This window comes from Massilia cavernae (assembly GCF_003590855.1).
GTDB classification, from domain to species: Bacteria; Pseudomonadota; Gammaproteobacteria; order Burkholderiales; family Burkholderiaceae_D; genus Telluria_A; species Telluria_A cavernae.
In genome coordinates this window covers 1-19,535 of record NZ_QYUP01000125.1, presented here as the reverse complement: position 1 = coordinate 19,535, position 19,535 = coordinate 1, and the positions used below count along the sequence as shown (strand labels likewise).

Annotated in this window: 22 protein-coding genes; 5 read left to right on the top strand and 17 right to left on the bottom strand. The window is 66.2% G+C overall.

Annotated features, from left to right (window positions below; translation table 11 throughout):
- Window positions 1-5: 5 nt before the first annotated feature.
- The 14 genes from gspD to gpmA all read right to left on the bottom strand — a co-directional run bounded on the left by gspD (window position 6) and on the right by gpmA (window position 14,476).
- Complete coding sequence (gene gspD, locus D3872_RS16620; RefSeq protein WP_119811854.1) at window positions 6-2,240, bottom strand: type II secretion system secretin GspD; 2,235 nt, start codon at window positions 2,238-2,240, stop codon at window positions 6-8.
- Window positions 2,240-3,013: a type II secretion system protein N gene (gene gspN / locus D3872_RS16615; RefSeq protein WP_119811853.1), complete on the bottom strand. Its 774-nt coding sequence runs from the start codon at window positions 3,011-3,013 to the stop codon at window positions 2,240-2,242. The genes gspD and gspN overlap by 1 nt, the downstream gene beginning before the upstream one ends.
- Complete coding sequence (locus D3872_RS16610) at window positions 3,010-3,528, bottom strand: type II secretion system protein M (RefSeq protein ID WP_119811852.1); 519 nt, start codon at window positions 3,526-3,528, stop codon at window positions 3,010-3,012. Before D3872_RS16610 ends, gspN begins: the two co-directional genes overlap by 4 nt.
- Entirely contained in the window at window positions 3,525-4,742 is a 1,218-nt protein-coding gene (gene gspL / locus D3872_RS16605) for a type II secretion system protein GspL (RefSeq protein WP_229459368.1), read from the bottom strand. The genes D3872_RS16610 and gspL overlap by 4 nt, the downstream gene beginning before the upstream one ends.
- 16 nt (window positions 4,743-4,758) lie before the next feature.
- Window positions 4,759-5,715 (bottom strand): type II secretion system minor pseudopilin GspK, encoded by a 957-nt coding sequence (gspK, locus tag D3872_RS16600; protein ID WP_119811850.1) that lies wholly within the window; start codon window positions 5,713-5,715, stop codon window positions 4,759-4,761.
- Window positions 5,715-6,353, bottom strand: coding sequence for a PulJ/GspJ family protein (locus D3872_RS16595; protein WP_119811849.1), 639 nt, complete (start codon window positions 6,351-6,353; stop codon window positions 5,715-5,717). Before D3872_RS16595 ends, gspK begins: the two co-directional genes overlap by 1 nt.
- Complete coding sequence (gene gspI / locus D3872_RS16590; RefSeq protein WP_119811848.1) at window positions 6,350-6,733, bottom strand: type II secretion system minor pseudopilin GspI; 384 nt, start codon at window positions 6,731-6,733, stop codon at window positions 6,350-6,352. Before gspI ends, D3872_RS16595 begins: the two co-directional genes overlap by 4 nt.
- 3 nt (window positions 6,734-6,736) lie before the next feature.
- A complete protein-coding gene (locus tag D3872_RS16585) occupies window positions 6,737-7,213 on the bottom strand; it encodes a GspH/FimT family pseudopilin (protein WP_119811847.1) in 477 nt (158 codons plus the stop codon).
- Between the two features lie 18 nt (window positions 7,214-7,231).
- Complete coding sequence (gspG, locus tag D3872_RS16580; RefSeq protein WP_119811846.1) at window positions 7,232-7,681, bottom strand: type II secretion system major pseudopilin GspG; 450 nt, start codon at window positions 7,679-7,681, stop codon at window positions 7,232-7,234.
- Window positions 7,682-7,800: 119 nt separating this feature from the next.
- A complete protein-coding gene (locus D3872_RS16575; protein WP_119811845.1) occupies window positions 7,801-9,918 on the bottom strand; it encodes an amidohydrolase family protein in 2,118 nt (705 codons plus the stop codon).
- 155 nt (window positions 9,919-10,073) lie between these two features.
- Window positions 10,074-10,817: a HesA/MoeB/ThiF family protein gene (locus tag D3872_RS16570; protein ID WP_119811844.1), complete on the bottom strand. Its 744-nt coding sequence runs from the start codon at window positions 10,815-10,817 to the stop codon at window positions 10,074-10,076.
- The gene (locus D3872_RS16565; protein ID WP_119811888.1) at window positions 10,814-12,253 is read right to left on the bottom strand and encodes a S41 family peptidase; all 1,440 of its coding nucleotides are present in this window, start codon (window positions 12,251-12,253) and stop codon (window positions 10,814-10,816) included. The genes D3872_RS16570 and D3872_RS16565 overlap by 4 nt, the downstream gene beginning before the upstream one ends.
- 30 nt (window positions 12,254-12,283) lie before the next feature.
- A complete protein-coding gene (locus tag D3872_RS16560; protein WP_370660972.1) occupies window positions 12,284-13,711 on the bottom strand; it encodes a murein hydrolase activator EnvC family protein in 1,428 nt (475 codons plus the stop codon).
- Window positions 13,712-13,729: 18 nt separating this feature from the next.
- Entirely contained in the window at window positions 13,730-14,476 is a 747-nt protein-coding gene (gene gpmA / locus D3872_RS16555; RefSeq protein WP_119811842.1) for a 2,3-diphosphoglycerate-dependent phosphoglycerate mutase, read from the bottom strand.
- 94 nt (window positions 14,477-14,570) lie between these two features.
- On the opposite strand from gpmA, the gene D3872_RS16550 reads away from it, so the two are divergent.
- The 5 genes from D3872_RS16550 (at window position 14,571) to D3872_RS16530 (ending at window position 17,472) form a co-directional block, all read left to right on the top strand.
- The gene (locus D3872_RS16550) at window positions 14,571-14,972 is read left to right on the top strand and encodes a rhodanese-like domain-containing protein (protein ID WP_119811841.1); all 402 of its coding nucleotides are present in this window, start codon (window positions 14,571-14,573) and stop codon (window positions 14,970-14,972) included.
- Between the two features lie 25 nt (window positions 14,973-14,997).
- The gene (gene grxC / locus D3872_RS16545; protein ID WP_119811840.1) at window positions 14,998-15,261 is read left to right on the top strand and encodes a glutaredoxin 3; all 264 of its coding nucleotides are present in this window, start codon (window positions 14,998-15,000) and stop codon (window positions 15,259-15,261) included.
- Between the two features lie 144 nt (window positions 15,262-15,405).
- Window positions 15,406-15,879, top strand: coding sequence for a protein-export chaperone SecB (gene secB / locus D3872_RS16540; protein ID WP_119811839.1), 474 nt, complete (start codon window positions 15,406-15,408; stop codon window positions 15,877-15,879).
- A gap of 98 nt (window positions 15,880-15,977) precedes the next feature.
- Window positions 15,978-16,421: an SH3 domain-containing protein gene (locus D3872_RS16535; RefSeq protein ID WP_119811838.1), complete on the top strand. Its 444-nt coding sequence runs from the start codon at window positions 15,978-15,980 to the stop codon at window positions 16,419-16,421.
- Between the two features lie 13 nt (window positions 16,422-16,434).
- Entirely contained in the window at window positions 16,435-17,472 is a 1,038-nt protein-coding gene (locus D3872_RS16530) for an NAD(P)H-dependent glycerol-3-phosphate dehydrogenase (RefSeq protein WP_119811837.1), read from the top strand.
- A gap of 36 nt (window positions 17,473-17,508) precedes the next feature.
- On the opposite strand, the gene D3872_RS16525 is transcribed toward D3872_RS16530, so the two are convergent.
- The 3 genes from D3872_RS16525 to D3872_RS16515 all read right to left on the bottom strand — a co-directional run.
- On the bottom strand, window positions 17,509-17,874 hold the full coding sequence (locus D3872_RS16525; protein ID WP_119811836.1) for a cupin domain-containing protein: 366 nt from the start codon (window positions 17,872-17,874) through the stop codon (window positions 17,509-17,511).
- 11 nt (window positions 17,875-17,885) lie between these two features.
- A complete protein-coding gene (locus D3872_RS16520) occupies window positions 17,886-18,575 on the bottom strand; it encodes a DUF2461 domain-containing protein (RefSeq protein ID WP_119811835.1) in 690 nt (229 codons plus the stop codon).
- A gap of 20 nt (window positions 18,576-18,595) precedes the next feature.
- Window positions 18,596-19,535 (bottom strand): trypsin-like peptidase domain-containing protein (locus D3872_RS16515; protein WP_119811834.1); only part of this gene is annotated, 940 nt, incomplete at its 5' end.

Sequence of the window (19,535 nt, the reverse complement as noted above, 5' to 3'; positions counted from 1 at the left end):
ACCGCTTACTTCACTGGCTGTGCCGACGGCTGCACCGGACGGTATTTCGGCGCGTTCGGGTCGGCCGGCGCAGGCACCGCCGTTCCCGGGCGTACCGCTGCCGCGGGCGGCGCCGGGCGTACCGGCACCGGCGCCATCGCGCCGCCCAGCGGCGGCTGGCCGTTGCGCAGTTCAGGCAGCACCGGGCTGCCGTAGTCCGGCAGCACCATCGAGCCGGTTTCCGGCATCGCCTTGATGCCGGCCGAACGCATGTAGTCGTAGCGGTCGCTGGCGATCGAGTTGCTGTCTTCCTTGCTGCGCACGATCACCGGGCGCAGGAAGATCATCAGGTTGGTCTTGGTGCGCTGGCGGGTCTTGTACTTGAACAGGTTGCCGAGCACCGGGATGTCGCCCAGGCCGCGCACTTTCTCTTCGCTGTCGCTGGTGTCGTCCTTGATCAGGCCGCCGAGCACGATGATCTGGCCGTCGTCGGCGATCACGTTGTTCTCGATGACGCGGATGTTGGTGGTCACGCCCGAGGTGGCGGCGAGGCTGGTCGGGTCGACGTTCGAGTTCTCGCTGTAGATCGCCATCTTGATGGTGCCGCCTTCGGAAATCTGCGGGCGCACCTTGAGCGTCAGGCCGACGTCGCGGCGGTCGATGGTCTGGAACGGGTTGCTGGCGGTGCCGCTGGCCGGGGTGGTGAACTGGCCGCTGATGATCGGCACGTTCTGGCCGACCTTGATGGTCGACAGTTCGTTGTCCAGCGTGAGCATGTTCGGCGTCGACAGGATGTTGGCGCCGCCGTCGGTCTCCAGCGCGTGCGCCAGCGCGCCCAGGCCCAGCTGGCCGTTGATCTGCTTGAACAGGCCGATGGTCAGGCCCTTGGCGGTGGGCAGCGCCGGCGGATTGGCCAGCGCGCCGGCGGCGATCTGGCTGATGTTGTTGGGGCCGCTGCTGAAGCCCTGGAGGCCGCCCACGCGGTAGCTGCTGTTCTCGTTGCCCGACAGACCGAGCCACTGGATGCCGAATTCGGCCGCCTTGGCCGAGTTGACTTCGACGATCAGCGATTCGATGTAGACCTGGGCGCGGCGCACGTCGAGCTGGTCGATCACGGCGCGCAGGTTGCGGTAGACCGCGTCCGGCGCGGTGATGATCAGGGTATTGGTCGACGCGTCGGCCTGGATGAAGCCGGCGCCGCCACCACCGCTGGCCTGGCCCAGCTGCTGGCCCGGCGATTGCGCGCCAAGGGTGCTGACCTGGCCCATGCCTTGCGCGCCGCCGGCGCCGGTCATGCCGCCGGTCGACGGCACGCTGCCGCCGGCGGTGCCGGCTTCCTGCAGCGGCTGGGCCACCTCGCCCGAGACGACCGCGCGCAGGGTCTGCGCCAGCCTGGTGGCGTCGGCGTTTTTCAGGTAGACCACATGGACATTGCCGGCCTGCGAAGTCGGCTGGTCCAGCTTGGCGATCAGCGAGCGCGCCAGCCGCGCGCGTGCCTGGGTCGGCGCGCGCACGATGAGCGAATTGGTGCGCGGGTCGGCCACCACGCTCACGCGGCCCGAGTCGCCGCCGGCGGTAGGCTCCATCAGCTTGTTGACCATCGCGGCCAGGTCGCTGGCGATCGCGTAGCGCACCGCCACCACGTCCGGCTCGCCCGCCACCGGCGCGTCGAGCGCGGCGATGATCTTGGACAGGCGGCGCAGGTTGTCGGCGTAATCGGTGATGACCAGGCTGTTGTTGCCCGGGTTGGCCATGATCGAGTTGTTCGGCGAGATCAGCGGGCGCAGCACCGCGGTCAGGTTGGCCGCCGATTCGTACTGCAGGTGATAGATCTGGGTGGCGATCTGGTCGCCGCGCGCGCGCGCGCCGCCCACGCCGACCTGGGTCGGCGACGACTGCAGCTTGGCTTCGGCTTCCGGCACCACCTTGGCGAAGCCGTCGCCGGTGACCACCGCGTAGCCTTGCAGGCGCAGCGCGGACGTCAGCAGCGCGAACGCCTGCGACTTCGACAGCGGGGTTTCGGACACCAGGGTCAGCGTGCCCTTGACGCGCGGGTCGACGATGAAGGTCATGCCGGTGTAGTGGCCGACCGCCTTGATCACCGATTCGATGTCGGCGCCGACGAAATTGAGTGCGGCCTGGCCCTCGGCCTGGGCCCATGCCGGGCCGGCGCTGGTGGCGACCATGCAGCACAGCATCGCGCCTGCGGCGAGGCGGCGCAGTGCCGGGAAATGTTTGGTGTTGCCTGAATGGTTTTTCATCATTTGAACTCTAATGCGATTATTTTCTTGCCGTCCACGACGCGTGACTGGCCCAGCAAGTTCAGGAGGTTACCCAGCGTTTGTTCATACCCGGCCGCCGCTTGTGCCTGCCCGGAAAACTGCAGGCGCCCCTTGTTCAGGGCGCCCGTTCCGGACAGCAGCAGTGCGCCGCGCACCGTCCTCAAATTCAGTTGCGCCTGCTGGCCACGCCAGTCCAGCGCCAGTTCATAGCTGCCCAGCGGCTTCACCGGCGACATCACCGAGCCCATGTCCGTCATCGACAGCGTGGTGCGGCCGTTGACGGCGATCGCGTTGCCGGCGCGCTCCAGGGCCAGCGAGGTCCACGACAGCTGCATGGTGCCGCTCGGCGCCAGCGTGTTCAGCGGCGCCCCCAGCCCGGCCAGTCCGGCCGCCGGCAGCTTCAGCGCCGCCGGGCTCACCTGCCACCGGCTCCAGCTGCCGGTCAGTTGCACCGGCTGCGTCAGCGCCTGCGGGTTGTCCAGTTCCAGGTCCACCCGTCCCAGCAGCACCAGCTTGGACAGGCGCCACGAAAACCGTCCCGGCAACAGCGGCGTCACCGAACCGCCCTGGCCCGGCGCACCGCCGAGGAAAGCCGAGCCGCGCCAAAGAGTACCCTGCGCATCCCCGAGAGTCAAACGCGCGCCGGTCTGCTGTTCGACGATGGGCGCCAGCCACGTTGCCGGGAAGAACAACAGCACCGTCAACGCTGCGGAAAGGGCGATTGCCAGCAGCCATAGCGCGGCTCGCCTCATCGGGCCGTTCCGCTACCCTGGTGCAGCGTGAGGGCCGCATCCACCTGTCCAGCCGGTCCCTGCGGCGTGGCCACCATGTCCTGCACCGCGATGCGGTTCTCGCGCCGCTGCGCGTCGAGCCACATGACCAGGTTGGCGAACGACACGCCGTTCATCTGCAGCTTGGCGTATTCGCCGGTCATGGCGATCGACGCAGGCGTGATGCCGCGCGCGGCGAGGCTGGTTTTCAGGCTCGCCTCGGTCATCGGCGCGGGCTGCACCACCGGGCGCCCAGCCAGCTCGCTCGCCTCCAGCGCCATCGCCTGCAGCTCGGCCGATTGCTGGCGCAATTCCGGCAGCTGCTTGCGCAGCGCGTCGCGGCCGGCCAGGGCCGGGTCGATGCCGATCACGTAGACCAGCGCGGCGAGCGCGATGGCGCCGCCCACGGTCAGGTACTTGCGTTCCTGCCCGGTGCGCGCCAGCCACCAGACCGCGATGCGTTCCTTGAGCTGGTTGATCGATTGTGCGGCCTTCATGTCTTTGCTCCTGTGCTGCGCACCTGCCAGGCGCCGGGCGCCGTTTCGGTCAGCGAGAGGCCGCGCGCTTCGAGCGGCCCCTTGACCTGGTTGACCAGCGCCGGATCCTGCGCTTCGGGCTTGAGCTTGACGTTCAGCGCGCGCTCGCGGAATTCGAGCGAGGCGATTGCCTCGTTGCGGCCGACGGTGCGCATCGCTTCGCCGAAGGCCGAGGCGATGTAGATGAATTCGTCGCTTGAAACCTGGCCCTGGGCCGCCTTGGCCATGGCGATGTTCTTGCGCATCTGCGCGGCCGGGTCGAGGATCACGGTTTCGTTGGGGTAGGCGGCGCGGAAGGTCTGCAGCATGGTCTGGCGCAACACGGTGGCCTCGCCCTTCATGCGCAGCCATTCGACGTTCAGGCCGGCGATGTTGACCAGCAGCGCCAGCAGCGCCAGCGCGGCCGGCCAGCGCCAGCGTTTCCAGTCGGCCGTGCGCGCGCCGGCCGAACCGAGGCCGGGCACGAGGTCGAGGCTGGTGCTGTGCGCGCCTTCGATCCAGTAGCGCCAGTCGTCCGCTTCCAGCGTGATGGCGGGGCCGGCCTCGGCCGACACGGCCTGGTATTCGCCCAGCTGCTGTTGCGGCACGTACAGCTTGAGCGGGGCGTCGCCCGCCAGCGAGCGCGCCGTCTGCAGCATCATCTCGGGGGTGGCGCCGGCCATGTCCAGCCCTAAGCCCTGGAACTGGGCGGAGCGCAGCGCCAGTTCGGTGCCGCGGATGGCGCCGGCAACATTGCCAGGTTCCAGCGGCAGGCACAACTGTGCCGGCAAGGCCGACACGCCGTGCGTGCCCTGGTCGAGCAAAAGCTTGACGATGGGGGCAAGCCAGGCGCGCTGCACCACGGCGACGGTGCGGCTGCCGTCGGGCGCGGAAACCGGCGCCGGCATCAAGACGTTGTCGTTGGGATCGCCCAGCACCAGTTCTTCGACCAGCCCGGGCAAGGCGGCTTTCAGGCGCGCGCTCGACAGCGGCGGCACCTTGACCTGCAACAGCGTGACGTCGGAGGCGGCCAGCATCAGCACCACCCGGCGGCTCGAAGCCACCACGTCGGTCATGTTGCGCAAGGCGCCCTCGCCCTGCTGCACCAGCTTGCCGCCGTCGGCAACCAGGGCATACTGGGCCAGGGCATATTCGCCTTCGGCCCGGGCGGGATGCCGGATATACAGTGTGCTCAAACCGTCTCGCTTTCTTCTAATTTTGACGAATCGACAGTACCGTCGGTGAAATGCTGCCGGGCTTGCGTTCGACCAGCGCCTCGGCATCAAGGTTCGCGCGGTCGAGCCTGATCCTGCTCTGCACCAGGAAATACTCGCTCTTTACGTCGAGCGTGATTTCATCGTACGGTTCCTTCCCTTGCAGCTGCTCCTTGAACCGGGGCATGTCCAGGAAATAGGCCTGCTTGCGGCGCGCCGCCAGCGCGATGCCGTCCGACAGGCTGTAGCCCTTGATCACGGCCGCCAGCACTTCCGGCGGCGCGGTGTTCACGTTCAGCTTCGGCTTCGGATCACCCGGCAGGACGATGACGAAGTCGCGCAGCTTGGCGACGATCTCCGGCGTGTAGCCCGGAATCGCCAGCAAGTCCTCCACCTGCTGCAGCTGGATCGGGGCCGTGGTGCGCGGCGGCCGCGGCGTGTTGTCGCCCAACGGCGGCGGCGGCGGCGGTTCGCCCAGCGCCACCACCTCGGCGGTCTTTTTCGCCAGCGCCGGATCGATCTGCAGGTTCTTCAGCAGGTTCGCATAAACCTCCACCTGTTTCGCGTCCTGCACCTGGGCGTCCGACAAATTCCTCAGATTGTAACGCGAGCTTGCATCAATGACACGTCCGGAAAGGGTCGCATCGAAAACTTCGCCGGCCACGCGCTCGCGCTCGATATACTGGTCGAGGCGGGTTTCCGCCAGCGGCGTGTTCCACACCGCGTTCAGCGTCGTCACCGCCGGGCTGTCGATGCCGTCCTGGCGCAGCACCAGCCGCGCCCAGTCGAGCGCGCCGCGCAGGATCCATTTGGTCTGCAGGTGCAGGCGCTGGTTCTCCATCGAGCGCACCTGGACCTGCTGCTGCCAGAACAGGCTGGCGACGATGCTGACGGCAAGCGTGCACAGCAGCAGAGCGGTAATCACGGCGACGCCGCGCTGGCGATTCAGTCTCATTACATGCCTCCCAGCAGGAAGGCTTTGCTCATCGGGACTGCCTGGTTTTGGACGACCAACGAGACGCGCAGCCCGGTGGCCGGCAGGGGCTTCCACTGCTGCCCCGGCGGGGGCTGGCCACCCTGCGGCGGGGGCGGCTGGGCTGCGGCCACACGCCAGCCATTGTTTTCCCACACCTCCACCTGCATCGCCTGCACGCCCGACTGCAAGGCGACTGGCGGCGTGGTGTCGGCATTGCTGGTGGCGGACTTCCACAGCATGTCGAGCTGGATCAGGTCGCGCGTGCCGATCGACTCGCGCCGCAGCAGCACGCCGTCGCGGATGCGGTAGGAAATCACCTGCAGCTGGGACGGACCGTTTTCAGTGTACGAATTGCGCACCAGCGTCATGCCGCCGGCATCGGCCTGCAGGGTGGGCCGCTGCTGGACCTCGCTGGCGGACACCATGTGCTCGCTGTCGCTCTGCATCTGGGCGAAGGCCAGCTGCATGCCGCGCGTGGTTTCCATCTGGTCGGTCAGCGCCACGCGGGCGCGCACGATGCCGTCCAGTCCGCGCCATCCCAGTACGGCGACGATGGCAAGGATGCTGATCGCCACCAGCAACTCGACCAGCGTGAAGCCGCGCGCCTTGTGGCTCACGCTTCCCTCAGCACCAGCTGGACCAGCTTGATGATGCGGCGCTCGGGGTTGGCCGAGTCGAACACGCTGACTTCGACCCGGCGCAGCATCGGGTTCGGGCTGGCAATGACTTCCTCCTGGCACACCAGTTTCAGGTCGCCCTGGGGACATTCGAAGGTCTGCTTGCCGAGCGCGGGAAAATCCCTGGCCAGGCGCACCTGCACCAGCCGGTTCTCGGCCGACCAGGTGGCCATCATGGCGGTGCGCAGGCCGGCGCTGTTGGTGGCCAGGCTGCCGACCGCGCGCAGCGACGCGCCCAGCGCGGTGCCGACGATCACCAGCGCCACCAGCACTTCCAGCAAGGTAAAGCCGCGCGCGCGGCGGATGTGGCGCAGGTTCATGGTTTACTCGACGACGAAATGGCCGACGCCGTCGGCCCGGATGGCGACACGGTCGTCGCCGCTGCCGAGGGTCAGCACGAAGGGCCGGTCGACCGGCTCGCGGCCGAAGGTGATGCGCAGCGCGTTGCTGTTGCCGGGGCCCTGGGGCGGCGGATCGAGCAGCAGCACCAGCGGCGCGCTCTTGAATGGCCGTTCGCGCAGCAGGTCGTCGTTGGTGACCGGGTCCCAAGTGGTTTCGTTGCGCACCAGGAAGCGGTAGCGCTCGCTGTTGGCTTCGAAGGCGATCAGGCGGTTGCGCACGATCGCCTCGTCGCGCGCCAGCTGCAGCAGCAGCGCGATGCGCTGGGCCTCGTTCTCGAGGTTCTGGCGCGTGCTGGGGACGGCGTTGAGCGATACGATGCCGAGCGTGATCCCGATGATGACCATGACGACCATCACCTCGACCAGCGTAAACCCGCGTGCGCTACGGCCGCGCTGCATGGCGATCAACCTCGTTCTTTATTCCCAGGATCCGACGTCGCTGTCTTCGCCGGCGCCGCCGGGCTGGCCGTCGGCCCCAAGCGAGAACAGGTCGACTTCGCCGCGCACGCCTGGCGACAGGTATTGGTACGAGTTACCCCATGGATCTTTCGGTAGCTTCTCGACGTAGCCGCCGGCCTTCCAGCCGTTGGCGGCCGGGCCGGCGGTCGGTTTTTCGATCAGCGACTTCAGGCCCTGCTCGGTGGTCGGGTAGCGCTGGTTGTCGAGCTTGTACAGCTTGAGCGCCTGCATCAGGGTCGCGATATCGACTTTCGCCGCGGTGACGCGCGATTCGCCGGTACGGCCCATCAGCTTCGGCACGACCAGCGCGCCCAGGATGCCGATGATCACGACAACCACCATGATTTCGACCAGGGTGAAGCCGCGCGCGATGCCGCGGAAACGCGGACGGTTTGGAGCTTTATGCATTTGGTATATATCTCAGCGAGGTGGCAATATAAGAAGAGTATAAGGTGTTTTGGCCCCGCCGCGACAAGGGCGGGGCCTTCATTGTAAGCACGATGGGCGCGCGGCGCCCACACGCTTGCCTAGTGGCGGTGGCGGGCGGTGCCGGTCATCGACTGCAGCACGCCTTCATTGCCGCCGTGGACAATGTTGGACGACACCGGAGGCAGCGCGCGCACCACAGGCGCATCCTTGACGAAGGGTGCGATGCCCAGCGCCTTGTCGATCTCCTGCGGGTAGATCACATGGCCGCGCGTGATCACGGCGGCAACCTTGCGGATGTCGCCGATGTTTTTGGTCGGGTCGCCGTCGACCAGCACCAGGTCGGCCAGCTTGCCCGGCGTGACCGAACCGCGCTCGTGGCTGGTGCGGGTGTATTTCGCGCCGTTGCGGGTAGCCACCTGGATCGCCTGGGCCGGCGTCAGGCCGGCCTTGACCAGCAGTTCCAGCTCGGCTTGCAAGGTGAAGCCGGCCATCTCGTCGGTACCGGCCACGATCGGCACGCCCTCCTTGTACAGGCGGCCGACGAACTCGACCATCTTGGCGTAGGACTTCTCGTAGCGCTTCAGGGTGGCGTCGTCGGCGATCTTCATGGTGCCGACGTGGAAGCCTCGCTTGATGTCGGGCGGCATGTGATCGGCCACGTTCGCGAAAGGCTCGTTCAGGTCGCCGTCGCGCTGCTTGAGGAAGGCGAAGGTGGCCAGGGTCGGGTCGATCACGGTCTGCTTCGCCTTCAGGGTGGCGACGAACTGCTTCATCGCCGGCGAATTGAAGTCGAGGCTGCCGACTTTTTCGGACGGCAGCACGAAGCGCTCGAGGGTGCGGGTTTCGGTGGTCGGCGTGACCAGGAAGTTCAGCATCACCTGGTTGATGTGCTGGATTTCATCGTAGCCGGCGTCCAGCGCATCCTGGGCGCGCAGGCCGGCCGGCACGTGGCCCGACACGCGCATGCCCCGGCTGTGGGCGTAGGCGACGGTCTCCTTCAGGATCGCCTTCGGGAAGGAGTTGTAGATCTTCAGCTGGGGATAGCCGTGCTCGGCGTACCAGTCGATCGCATTCTTGGCCTGCGGCAGGTCCTTGATGACGAAGCCGCCATTCGACGAGTACGGGCTCTCGCCTTCGAGGAAGCCGGCCGGGACGACCTGCGGGCCGAGCAGCTTGCCGGCGGCGGTTTCATCGATGATCTGCTGCACCTGGGCATTGTCGTTGCCCATGTCGCGCACCGTGGTGACGCCGGCGGCCAGGTTCAGGCCGCCTTCCCAGCGGCCGACGTGGCCGTGCATGTCGAACAGGCCAGGCAGCATGATGCGGCCGGCGGCGTCGATGTCGTTGACCGCGCCGCGCACGGGCGAGCCGGCCGGCAGGATGGCGGTGATGCGGCCGCGCAGCACGTAGACATCGGACGGCTTGCCGACGGTGGCTTTTTCGCTGTCGAACACGCGCGCGTTACGGATCACGGTCAGGCCCTGCAACGGGTGCTGGAGCTGGGCCGCGAGGTCGGTCAGCATCCTGGTCTCGGACACTTTCTGGCGCGCGGCCAGGGTCTTGCCGACTTCGGCCCAGCCCTGCTCGGCCAGGGTCATGTAGCCGGGGATGACGACCGCGAACAGGCGCGGCTTGTCGCCGGTGGTGGCCCAGTAGAACTGCGGCGACATGCCGATGCCGGTCTGCGCCAGCAGCTGGACTTTCTGGGTCTTGCCGCCGGCCGACACCTCGACCTCATCGAGCTTGCGCTGGGTCAGCGTACCGGAAGGCAGCAGCGGCATCGACGCATCGGGGCGCGCGGCCAGGGCAGTGATCGCGACGGAGGCGACCTCGAACGAGCTGTTCAGCGGAACATAGATCGCCGCGCCATTGACGGCCCTGCCGCCTTTTTCGGATGTCGAGCGCCACGTCGCCTGGTTGCCGCTGCGCTCGAAATGCTCGTCGACGACGGCGCCGTAGGTCGAATTGCCTTTGACGGAATACTGCGAGATGGTGCCATCCGCGCCGACGCGGAACTGTTCGGTCAGTTCGGGGCCGCGGCCGTTGTCCTTGAAGATGTAGCGTACGCGGGTGGTGCCGTCGTCATCGCGTTCGACGACCTGCTCGCCGGCGCGCTTGCCGTTCTCGACGTGGATGTCATAGCGCGTGGTGGTGGTAGCCGCGTGGGCCGAAACGCCGAAAGCGGCGGCGATCGCGAGGGCAAGGATGCGGTTCATTCAGCAAGTCTCCTTCAGTTTTATTGTTGGTCTCAAATCTTTCTTAAATCGGGGTCAGACCACCATTTCCGAAATGTTTCGGAAATGGTGGTCTGACCCCGAATTGCGAAATGCTCCGAAAATGGTGGTCTGACCCCGATTTAAGCAATTTTTCATTAACGGCAAACGGGGCAGTCCGGGTTGCGGGACAGCGCGATGCTGGTCCATTCCATCGAACGGCCGTCCAGCAGCAGCAGGCGCCCGGCCAGCGAATTGCCGATGCCTATCACCAGCTTCAGCGCTTCCGCGGCTTGCATCGCTCCAACGATGCCGACCAGCGGGGCGAAGACGCCCATCGTACTGCATGCCGCGTCCTGGAAATTCTGGTCTTCCGGAAACAAGCAAGAGTAGCACGGCGAGACGGCGCTGCGTGGATCGTAAACACTGATCTGGCCGTCGAAGCGGATCACCGCGCCGGAGACCAGCGGCACCTTGCTGCGGAAGCAGGCGCGGTTGACGGCGTGGCGGGTCTTGAAGTTATCGCTGCAGTCGAGCACCACGGTTGCGGCGCGCACGAGCTCTTCGAGGCGCTCGCCAGTGGCACGCTCGTTCAGGGCGGTGACTTCGATGCCGGGGTTGATTTGCAGTAGCGCGTCGCGGCCGGACTCGGCCTTGGGCCGCCCTACCCGGGCGGTGGTGTGCATCACTTGCCGCTGGAGGTTGGTGAGGTCGACCTCGTCGTCGTCGACCAGCACGATGCGGCCGACGCCGGCCGAGGCGAGGTACAGCGCGGCAGGCGAGCCGAGCCCTCCGGCGCCGATCACCAGCACGCTGGCGGCGAGCAGCCTTTCCTGTCCCTCGATGCCGATCTCGTCAAGCAGGATGTGGCGCGAGTAGCGCAGCAGCTGGTCGTCGGTCATTTGCGCTTGTCGATCGCGGCCGGCCTCTCGGCGCGCGCTTCGACGTTGGACAGCTTGACCGGCAGGCCCTTGAAGTGGTTCAGCGCCTGCGCCAGCTGGAAGTCGTCCTTGCCGCCAAATTCGAGCGGGGTGCGCTTGCGCGCGGCGGCACGCGCGAACTGGGCCTCTTCCAGCTCGTCGCGGATGGCGGCGGCCGTGGCCGGTGCCGCGCCCCTTTCCTTGCCGTTCGACAGGTGCTTGACGAGGTCGGATTCGCGCACGCGCAGGCTGTTGAGGCCGTCGCCTTCGGCGGTTTCGTCGACCATGACGTCAGGCACGATGCCCCTGGCCTGGATCTCGCGTCCGCTCGGAGTGTAGTAGCGCGCCGTGGTCAGCTTGACCGCCGTGTCGCTGGTCAAGTGGCGCAGCGTCTGTACCGAGCCCTTGCCGAAGGTCTGGGTGCCGAGGATGGTGGCGCGCTTGTAGTCCTGCAGCGCGCCGGCCACGATTTCCGAGGCCGAAGCCGAGCCGCCGTTGACCAGCACCACCAGCGGCACCGTCTTCAGCGCAGCCGGCAGCTTTGCCAGCGGGTCGCCGCCGTTACGGCCGGCATAGAATTCGCGCCGTCCGTAGAATACCTGGTTCGCGTCGTCGATCTGGCCCGCGGTCGAGACAATCTTTTGCTCGCCCGGCAGGAAGGCGGCGGAGACGCCGATCGCGCCCGGCAGCAGCCCGCCCGGGTCGTTGCGCAGGTCGAGCACCAGCCCTTTCAGGTTCGGTTCCGCGGCGTACAGCGCGTTGACCTGTTTCGCCATGTCCGGCAGGGTGTTTTCCTGGAACTGGGTGATGCGGATCCAGGCATAGCCGGGCTCGATCACCTTCGCCTTGACGCTGTGCACGCGGATTTCCTCGCGCGCCAGCGGCAGCACCCACGGCTGGTCGTCGCCCTTGCGCGCGATCGTCAGCGTGACCTTGCTTTTCGGCTCGCCGCGCATGCGCTTGATCGCTTCGTCCAGGGTCATGCCCTTGACCGGGGCATTGTCGATGCGGGTGATCAGGTCGCCCGCCTTGATGCCGGCGCGGAACGCCGGCGAGTCTTCCATCGGCGTGATGATCTTGACGTAGCCGTCTTCCATCGCCACCTCGACGCCGAGTCCGACAAAGCGGCCCTGCATGCTTTCCTGCATTTCGCGGTAGGCTTTCTGGTCGAGGTAGGCGGAGTGCGGGTCAAGCGAGGCGACCATGCCGGAGATGGCTTGCGACAGCAGTTTCTTGTCTTCCACCGGCTCGACGTAGTCGGTCTTGATCAGCCCGTACACGTCGGCCAGCTGGCGCAGTTCGTCCAGCGGCAGCGGCTGGGTGTCGGCGCCGCGCTGCGCCAGCGCGGTCACCTGCAGCGAGGCGGCAAAACCGGCCGCCATGCCGAAACCGATCAGACCGATGCTCTTTGCTTTCATGATGCTTTCCCCTGCGCGGCGCACGCGCCGCTAGAAGTTGACCCAGCCGGCAGGGTTGAATGCCTTGCCGCGGTGCCTGAGTTCAAAGTATAGCCCCGATTCCTCAATGCCACCGGTGTTGCCCGCGCTGGCGATCTGGTCGCCGCCCCTGACGGCGTCGCCGACCCGCTTGAGCAGCGACTGGTTGTTGCCGTAGATCGACAGGTACTGGCTGCCGTGGTCGACGATGATCAGGTTGCCGAAGCCGCGCAGCCAGCTGGCGAACACCACCCGCCCCGCCGCCACCGCGCGCACGTCGCTGCCTTCGTCGGCCTTGATGAACACGCCCTTCCAGCTCGGGCCGCTGCCGCGCTTGGCGCCGAAACTGGCCGTCAGTGCGCCGCTGACCGGCGCGCGCAGGCGGCCCTTGAGGGCGGCGAAGGCGCCTTCCGGCGCGGCCGGGGCCAGCGCGATGTTTTCCGGCTTTTCCTCGGGCGGCTGTTGCGCCACCTTCGGTTCCTCCGGCTCCGGCTCCACCACGGGTTCTGGCTGGACCGGTACCGGTTTGGCGCCGGATTTGGCGGCTTCGCGCGCCAGGCGCTCGCGTTCGGCCTTGCGCGCCGCCGCCAGCGCTTTCGCTTCGGCAGCGGCCTTCGCCTTCGCGGCAGCCACCGCTTCGCGGCGGCGCTGCTCGGCGGCGGCGGCAAGCGCCTGCTCTTCGATCAGTTTCGACAGGCGGTCGACCAGCCCGCTCATGCGCTGTTCGTCGCGCTCGAGGTTGCCGATCTGCTTGCGCTGGTCGGCCAGCCGGCTCGACAGGCTGCCCAGCAGCGCCTTGCGGTGCGCCTTCTGCTTTTCCAGCCGGGCTTTCTGTTCGGTTTCTTCCGCTGCGATTTCTTCCAGCTCGTCCTTGGCGTTCTGCACTTCCTGCTGGTTGGCTTCGACCGTGGCAAGATTGCTGCGCAGCGATTCGAGCATGCGCGCCTGCGACTTGGACACATAGGCCATCATCTGCAGGTCGCGGCTGATGCGGTTGGGATTGTCGCCGGACAGCAGCAGCTTGATGCGGTCTTCGTTGCCGGCCACGTATTGTTCGCGCAGCAGCTGCGACAACTGCTTCTTTTGCTTGTCGATGGTCGCGGCCAGCCGCTCCTGCGCGCCGTCGAGCTCCTGCAGCTTGCGGTTGGTCTGGCCTTGTTCCTCGGCCAGTTCGCGCAGCGAGCGGTTGGCGTCGGAAATGGCTTCTTCCGATTCGGCCAGCTCGTCGGCCGCCTCCTCGCGCTCGCTTTCGGTGCGCACCACATCCTTCTTCAGGTTCGCCAGCTTCTTTTGGATGCCGGCGCGCGTGGCTTCGGCCGCGGCCTTTTGCTTGCTGCGGTTGGTTTGCTTGGCGGGCGCGGCGGACACGCCGGCGGCGAGCGCGAACAGGATGGCCGCGAGGGCCATCCTGCCCCGGAGCGCCGGCCGAACGATCTTCATCACATCTGGGAACAAGACTTACTTTGCCTTCCCTTGGTTGGCCACGGCGGCCACGGCGGCGGCGATCGCTTCCTGGTCGCCCAGGTAGTAGTGGCGGATCGGCTTCAGGTTCTCGTCCAGTTCGTACACCAGCGGCTGGCCGTTGGGGATGTTCAGGCCGACGATGTCGGCATCGCTGATGCCGTCGAGCATCTTGATCAGGGCGCGCAGGCTGTTGCCGTGGGCCGAGATGAGGATCTTCTTGCCGGCACGGATGGCCGGTGCGATGTCCTCGTCCCATACAGGCATCACGCGCGCCACGGTATCCTTCAGGCATTCGGTCAGCGGGACCTGGGCCTTCGGCACGCCGGCATAACGCGGGTCGTCGAAGGAGGTACGCTCATCGTCCTGTTCCAGCGGCGGCGGCGGGATGTCGTAGCTGCGGCGCCATACCAGCACTTGCTCGTCGCCGAACTTGGCCGCGGTTTCGGCCTTGTCCAGGCCTTGCAGGGCGCCGTAGTGGCGCTCGTTCAGGCGCCAGTCGTTCTTGACCGGCAGCCACATCATGTCCATCTCATCCAGGGTCAGCCACAGGGTGCGGATGGCGCGCTTGAGCACCGAAGTGTAGGCCAGGTCGAAGGTGAATCCCGCTTCCTTCAGGACCATGCCGGCGGTGCGCGCCTCGCGCGCGCCTTTTTCGGTCAGGTCGACATCGGTCCAGCCGGTGAAACGGTTATCGAGGTTCCAGGTCGACTCGCCATGGCGCATGAATACGATTTTGTACATAATCTTCTTTAAAGTGAGGGAATCGGGGCGATGTTAAAGCAAATCCAGCTTCTATTTTATAATGCCGGGATTGACTTAAACCATTGGAACGTTTGTGAAATTCATTCTCGACAATATATTTCTCGTTGGACTGGCCACTGTATCGGGCCTGGCCCTGCTGTTGCCGGCCTTCCAGCCACGCGGCAAGCGCGCTTCCATCCTCGAAGCGACCCAGTTGATGAACCGCGCCAAGACCACCGTCCTGGACGTGCGCACCGCCGATGAATTTGCTGCCGGGCATCTGCGCGACGCGAAGAACATTCCACTGGCAGACCTGGCTTCCCGTATCGGCGAACTGGGTGCGCAGAAGAACAAGCCGGTCGTGGTCGTGTGCCAGAAGGGCGCCCGTGCCGACAAAGCGGTTCGCCTGCTGCGGAAAGCCGGCTTCGAAGACGTGGTCAGTCTCGACGGCGGCCAGGCGGCATGGGTGGCGGCAGGTATGCCGATCACCAAATAACGCCACGACGAACAGGAGAGTTACCATGACAGCACCAGTGCTGATGTACACCACCGCAGTATGCCCGTACTGCATCCGCGCCGAACGCCTGCTGGAAAGCAAGGGCATCACCAGGATCGAGAAGATCCGCGTCGACCTCGATCCGGACCAGCGCGCCCTGATGATGCAGAAGACCGGCCGCCGCACCGTGCCGCAAATCTATGTGGGCGACACCCACGTCGGCGGTTTCGACGACCTGTATGCGCTCGACCAGGCTGGACGCCTCGATCCGCTGTTGAATGGCGGCTGACAGGGCGGCCTGACAACAGCTCCAGAAGCGCGGCGGTAAAACTATTGCTAGTTAATCCGTTTTGATACAATTGCCGTCGCGTTTACTTTCAGCACACACCGGAACGGCGCATGCCGTTCTTTTTTCATTTCACGAAAGCGTTCCATGTCTGACGAAAATCTGCAACCTGTATTCCAAATCCAACGCGTCTACCTGAAAGACATGTCGCTGGAACAGCCGAACTCCCCAGCCATCTTCCTCGAGCAGGAAGCGCCATCGATCGAAGTGTCGCTGGACGTTGGCGCAGAAGCCATCGCCGACGGCATCTACGAATCGACCGTGACCATCACCGTGACCGCCAAGGTCAAGGACAAGGTCGCTTTCCTGGTTGAAGGCAAGCAAGCCGGTATCTTCGAAGCACGCAACATTCCTGCGGACCAGATGGATCCACTGCTGGGAATCGGCTGCCCGAACATCGTCTACCCTTACCTGCGCGGCAACATCGCCGACATCATCACCCGCGCCGGTTTCCCGCCAGTACACCTCGCGGAAATCAACTTCGAAGTGTTCTACCAGCAGCGCCGCCAGGCACTGGCTGACGCAGCAGCAGCCGCACCGGCGGCCAATGCGACCAACTAAGCATTAAACAGCAAGCTCCGGGGTGGGTGGCCGCCGCCCGCGCGAACGCGCGGCAAGGCGCGGCCCCCACCCTATCCCAACCCCGGCGAAGGCCACCCATGACGATCTCCCGTTTCATCGCAAGCGCAGTGCTGCTGCTGGCTTCAGCAAGCCTGCACGCGTTCGAGTTCAAGACGGTAGGCGCCAACGCGGTCATCCTGTACGACGCGCCGTCCACCAAGGGCGGCCGGCTGTTCGTCGCACCGCGCGGCATGCCGGTGCAGGTGGTGCTAAGCTACGGCGAGTGGGTCAAGGTGCGCGACGCCAGCGGCGACATGGCCTGGACCGAGGCGCGTTCGCTGTCGGCCAAGCGCAATGTCGTGGTACGCAGCGCCAGCGCCAGGGTGCGCGCCACCGCCGACGAGCATGCGCCGGTCGTGATGACGGCCGACAAGGGCGTCCTGTTCGAACTGGTCGACCCGCAACCCGGTCCATGGATTCGCGTGCGCCACCGCGACGGCATCATCGGCTACGTCAGGCCAGCCGACATCTGGGGCGTCTAGGCCCCCAGCTTCAATGCACAACTCAAACAATTCTCCCGCCCGCAGAGTCACCATCCTGGGCGCCGGCGCCTGGGGCACGGCAGTCGCCATCGCCCTCGCCGCCCGCCACGAAGTGCTGCTGTGGGCGCGCAATCCCGCCATGGCCGAGGCCACCGCCGCGGCGCGCGAAAATACCGAATACCTGCCCGGCTTTCCGCTGCCCGAGGGCATGCAGGTCAGCGCCGACCTCGATGCGGCGATCGCGCACGTGTCCGGCCCCGGCGCCGGCGACGCGCCGCTGCTGATCGCGGCCTGCCCGGTGGCCGGCCTGCGCCCGTTGCTGCAACAACTCAAGGGGCGGGCCATCCCGAACGTGGTGTGGCTGTGCAAGGGCTTCGAAGGCGGCACCGGCCTGCTGCCGCACGAGGTGAAACGCGAAGTGCTGGGCGACGCCGTCGCCGGCGCGGCGCTGTCGGGACCGTCGTTCGCGCAGGAAGTGGCGCGCGGCCTGCCGTGCGCGCTGACGGTCGCTTCCGAATCGGCCGAGCTGCGCGAGCGCGTGGTATCGGTTGTCCACGGCGGCAATATCCGGGTGTACTCCTGCGACGACATGGTCGGCGTGGAAGTCGGCGGCGCGGTCAAGAACGTGCTGGCGATCGCGACCGGCGTGGCGGACGGGCTCGGCCTGGGCCTGAACGCGCGGGCAGCGCTGATCACGCGCGGCCTGGCCGAGATTACCCGGCTCGGTGTTGCACTGGGCGCCAGCGCCGCCACCTTCATGGGACTGACGGGGATGGGCGACCTGATCCTGACCTGCACCGGCGACCTGTCGCGCAACAGGCGCGTCGGCCTCGGGCTGGCGCAGGGCAAGCCGCTGGAAACCATTGTGTCGGAACTGGGCCATGTGGCCGAAGGCGTGCCGTGCGCGCGCGCGGTACGCGAGCTTGCCGGCAAGCTGGGCGTGGACATGCCGATCACGAATGCGGTGGCCGGAGTGCTGTTCGATGGCGATACGCCGCTGCAGACCCTGGCCGCGCTGCTCGCGCGCGATCCTCGCGGCGAATACTGCTGAGCGTGCCGGGGCCGATGCCGGTAGGCGGCTGCCCGCTTATTTTTCCGTATTGAACACCTTCGATTCGGCCGAACCGTTCTTCAGCAGGATGGTCAGCAAGGCCACCGAATCGACATTCGCATGCACCGAGTGCGGCACCCCGCCCAGCAGGTACAGCATCTCGCCCGGCTTGAGCACCGTTTCGCCGCCGTGCGCCTTGCAGCTGATCTCGCCTTCCAGGCACAACAGCGTGATTTCGCCGTCGACCATGTGCTGCGGCATGGCCCGTTCCTGCGGCAATACCAGCCGGATCAGCTCCATGTTGTCGGTCTTGGCCAGCGCCACCGAGGTGAAATGGGCGATGTCGTTATCGCCCCGTTGCAGCGGGATGCGCTCGCCCGAGGCGGCATGTTGCAAGGCCATGTTCGCTCCTGTCAGTCGGTTTCCTGAACCACTTCCACGCCACGCAGCCAGTTGACCAGTGCGGACGCATCCTTGAATGTGCGCGCCAGCTGCGGCACCAGTTTGTCCGGTGCGTTCAGCTCGAGCTTGACTTCGGTCCAGACAAAGAAGCTCTTCAGCTTCAGGTATTCGACGTGCTGGTGCCCGGGGTCGAAACCCTTGGGCGGGCGTTGCAGCTTGTCTTCTTCCTTGATGTCGCCGTAGGCCGCGCGCAGTTGTTTATTCTTCAGTACTTTCGCAAAACCTGTCGCATCGTTGACCACCTGCTCGCGGATCGCACGCAGCCGCGGCGGCGGCGGCAGGTATTCGCCGGCGCCGATCAGCAAGGTGCCGTCGCCTTCGATGTGGAAGTAATAGGTGGGGCCGCCGGCCGCGCTCGGGCGGCGCTTGTCCTTGGGCGTGATGCCGGCCGAGAAGCGCGTCTTGTAGGGGCTCTTGTCGTTGGAAAAACGGATATCGCGGTTGATGCGGAACATCGCCTTTTTCGGGTCGCAGGCGGCCACCAGCGGATCGAACTTGCCCAGTTCGCGGATCAGCTGTGTGACCACATCGAGGAACTCCGCGCGCAGGATATCGTAGCGCGGCTTGTTCATGATGAACCAGGGACGGGTGTTGTTCTGGCTGAGTTCGGTAAGGAATTGCGTCAGGTCGCGCAGGTGCATAAGGTCCGTGGAAAGTAAGGTTATTGCGCGCGCGGACGCTTGCCGACGGTGACGTTGACCGTTGTTTCGCTGTCGCGGCGCATTACCGTCATTTTAGCTTTCTGGCCGGGAACTAGCTGGGCAATGAGGTTCAGCATGTCGGCGGTGGTGGCGACCTTGTTGCCTTCGACGTCGAGCAGGATGTCGCCCGGCCTGATGCCGGCCTTGTCGGCCGGGCCGCCGCGCACCACGCCGGCGATGATGGCGCCGCTGTCGCGCGCGAGGCCGAAGCTTGCGGCCAGTTCGGGCGTGATGTCCTGCGATTCGATGCCGACCCAGCCGCGCGTGACCTGCCCGGTCTTGATGATCGCCTCCATCACGGCCTTGGCGGTGGTGACGGGAATCGCGAAACCGATGCCGACCGAGCCGCCGGTTTGCGAATAGATGGCGGTGTTAATGCCCAGCAGGTTGCCATTGGTGTCGACCAGCGCCCCGCCCGAGTTGCCGAAGTTGATGGCGGCGTCGGTCTGGATGAAGTTTTCGAACTGGTTGATGTTCAGGTTGTTGCGGCCCACCGCCGATACGATGCCCATCGTCACGGTCTGGCCGACGCCGAAGGGATTGCCGATCGCCAGCACCACATCGCCCACGCGGGCTTCCTCGGCGTGGCCGAGCACCATCACCGGCAGGTCGCGGATGTCGATGCGGATCACGGCCAGGTCGGTCTCGGGATCGGTGCCGATCACGCTGGCGGCGGCCTTGCGGCCGTCGGCCAGCACCACCTGGATTTCCTCGGCGGCCTCGATCACGTGGTTGTTGGTCAGGATGTAGCCGTCCGGGCTGACGATGACGCCCGAGCCCAGGCTGTTCTGCGGCTCGTCGTCGGGCAGGCGGTCACCGAAGAAGCGCCGGAAGAAGGGGTCGCGCAGCAGCGGGTGGTTCTGTCGCAGCGCCTTGGTGGTCAGGATGTTGACCACCGCC

Coding starts and splice junctions, on each gene's coding strand:
- gspD (WP_119811854.1), bottom strand. CDS start 2,240: ATGAAAAACCATTCAGGCAACACCAAACATTTCCCGGCACTGCGCCGC.
- gspN (WP_119811853.1), bottom strand. CDS start 3,013: ATGAGGCGAGCCGCGCTATGGCTGCTGGCAATCGCCCTTTCCGCAGCG.
- D3872_RS16610 (WP_119811852.1), bottom strand. CDS start 3,528: ATGAAGGCCGCACAATCGATCAACCAGCTCAAGGAACGCATCGCGGTC.
- gspK (WP_119811850.1), bottom strand. CDS start 5,715: ATGAGACTGAATCGCCAGCGCGGCGTCGCCGTGATTACCGCTCTGCTG.
- gspI (WP_119811848.1), bottom strand. CDS start 6,733: ATGAACCTGCGCCACATCCGCCGCGCGCGCGGCTTTACCTTGCTGGAA.
- D3872_RS16585 (WP_119811847.1), bottom strand. CDS start 7,213: ATGCAGCGCGGCCGTAGCGCACGCGGGTTTACGCTGGTCGAGGTGATG.
- gspG (WP_119811846.1), bottom strand. CDS start 7,681: ATGCATAAAGCTCCAAACCGTCCGCGTTTCCGCGGCATCGCGCGCGGC.
- D3872_RS16575 (WP_119811845.1), bottom strand. CDS start 9,918: ATGAACCGCATCCTTGCCCTCGCGATCGCCGCCGCTTTCGGCGTTTCG.
- D3872_RS16570 (WP_119811844.1), bottom strand. CDS start 10,817: ATGACCGACGACCAGCTGCTGCGCTACTCGCGCCACATCCTGCTTGAC.
- D3872_RS16565 (WP_119811888.1), bottom strand. CDS start 12,253: ATGAAAGCAAAGAGCATCGGTCTGATCGGTTTCGGCATGGCGGCCGGT.
- D3872_RS16560 (WP_370660972.1), bottom strand. CDS start 13,711: ATGAAGATCGTTCGGCCGGCGCTCCGGGGCAGGATGGCCCTCGCGGCC.
- gpmA (WP_119811842.1), bottom strand. CDS start 14,476: ATGTACAAAATCGTATTCATGCGCCATGGCGAGTCGACCTGGAACCTC.
- grxC (WP_119811840.1), top strand. CDS start 14,998: ATGACAGCACCAGTGCTGATGTACACCACCGCAGTATGCCCGTACTGC.
- secB (WP_119811839.1), top strand. CDS start 15,406: ATGTCTGACGAAAATCTGCAACCTGTATTCCAAATCCAACGCGTCTAC.
- D3872_RS16535 (WP_119811838.1), top strand. CDS start 15,978: ATGACGATCTCCCGTTTCATCGCAAGCGCAGTGCTGCTGCTGGCTTCA.
- D3872_RS16530 (WP_119811837.1), top strand. CDS start 16,435: ATGCACAACTCAAACAATTCTCCCGCCCGCAGAGTCACCATCCTGGGC.
- D3872_RS16525 (WP_119811836.1), bottom strand. CDS start 17,874: ATGGCCTTGCAACATGCCGCCTCGGGCGAGCGCATCCCGCTGCAACGG.
- D3872_RS16520 (WP_119811835.1), bottom strand. CDS start 18,575: ATGCACCTGCGCGACCTGACGCAATTCCTTACCGAACTCAGCCAGAAC.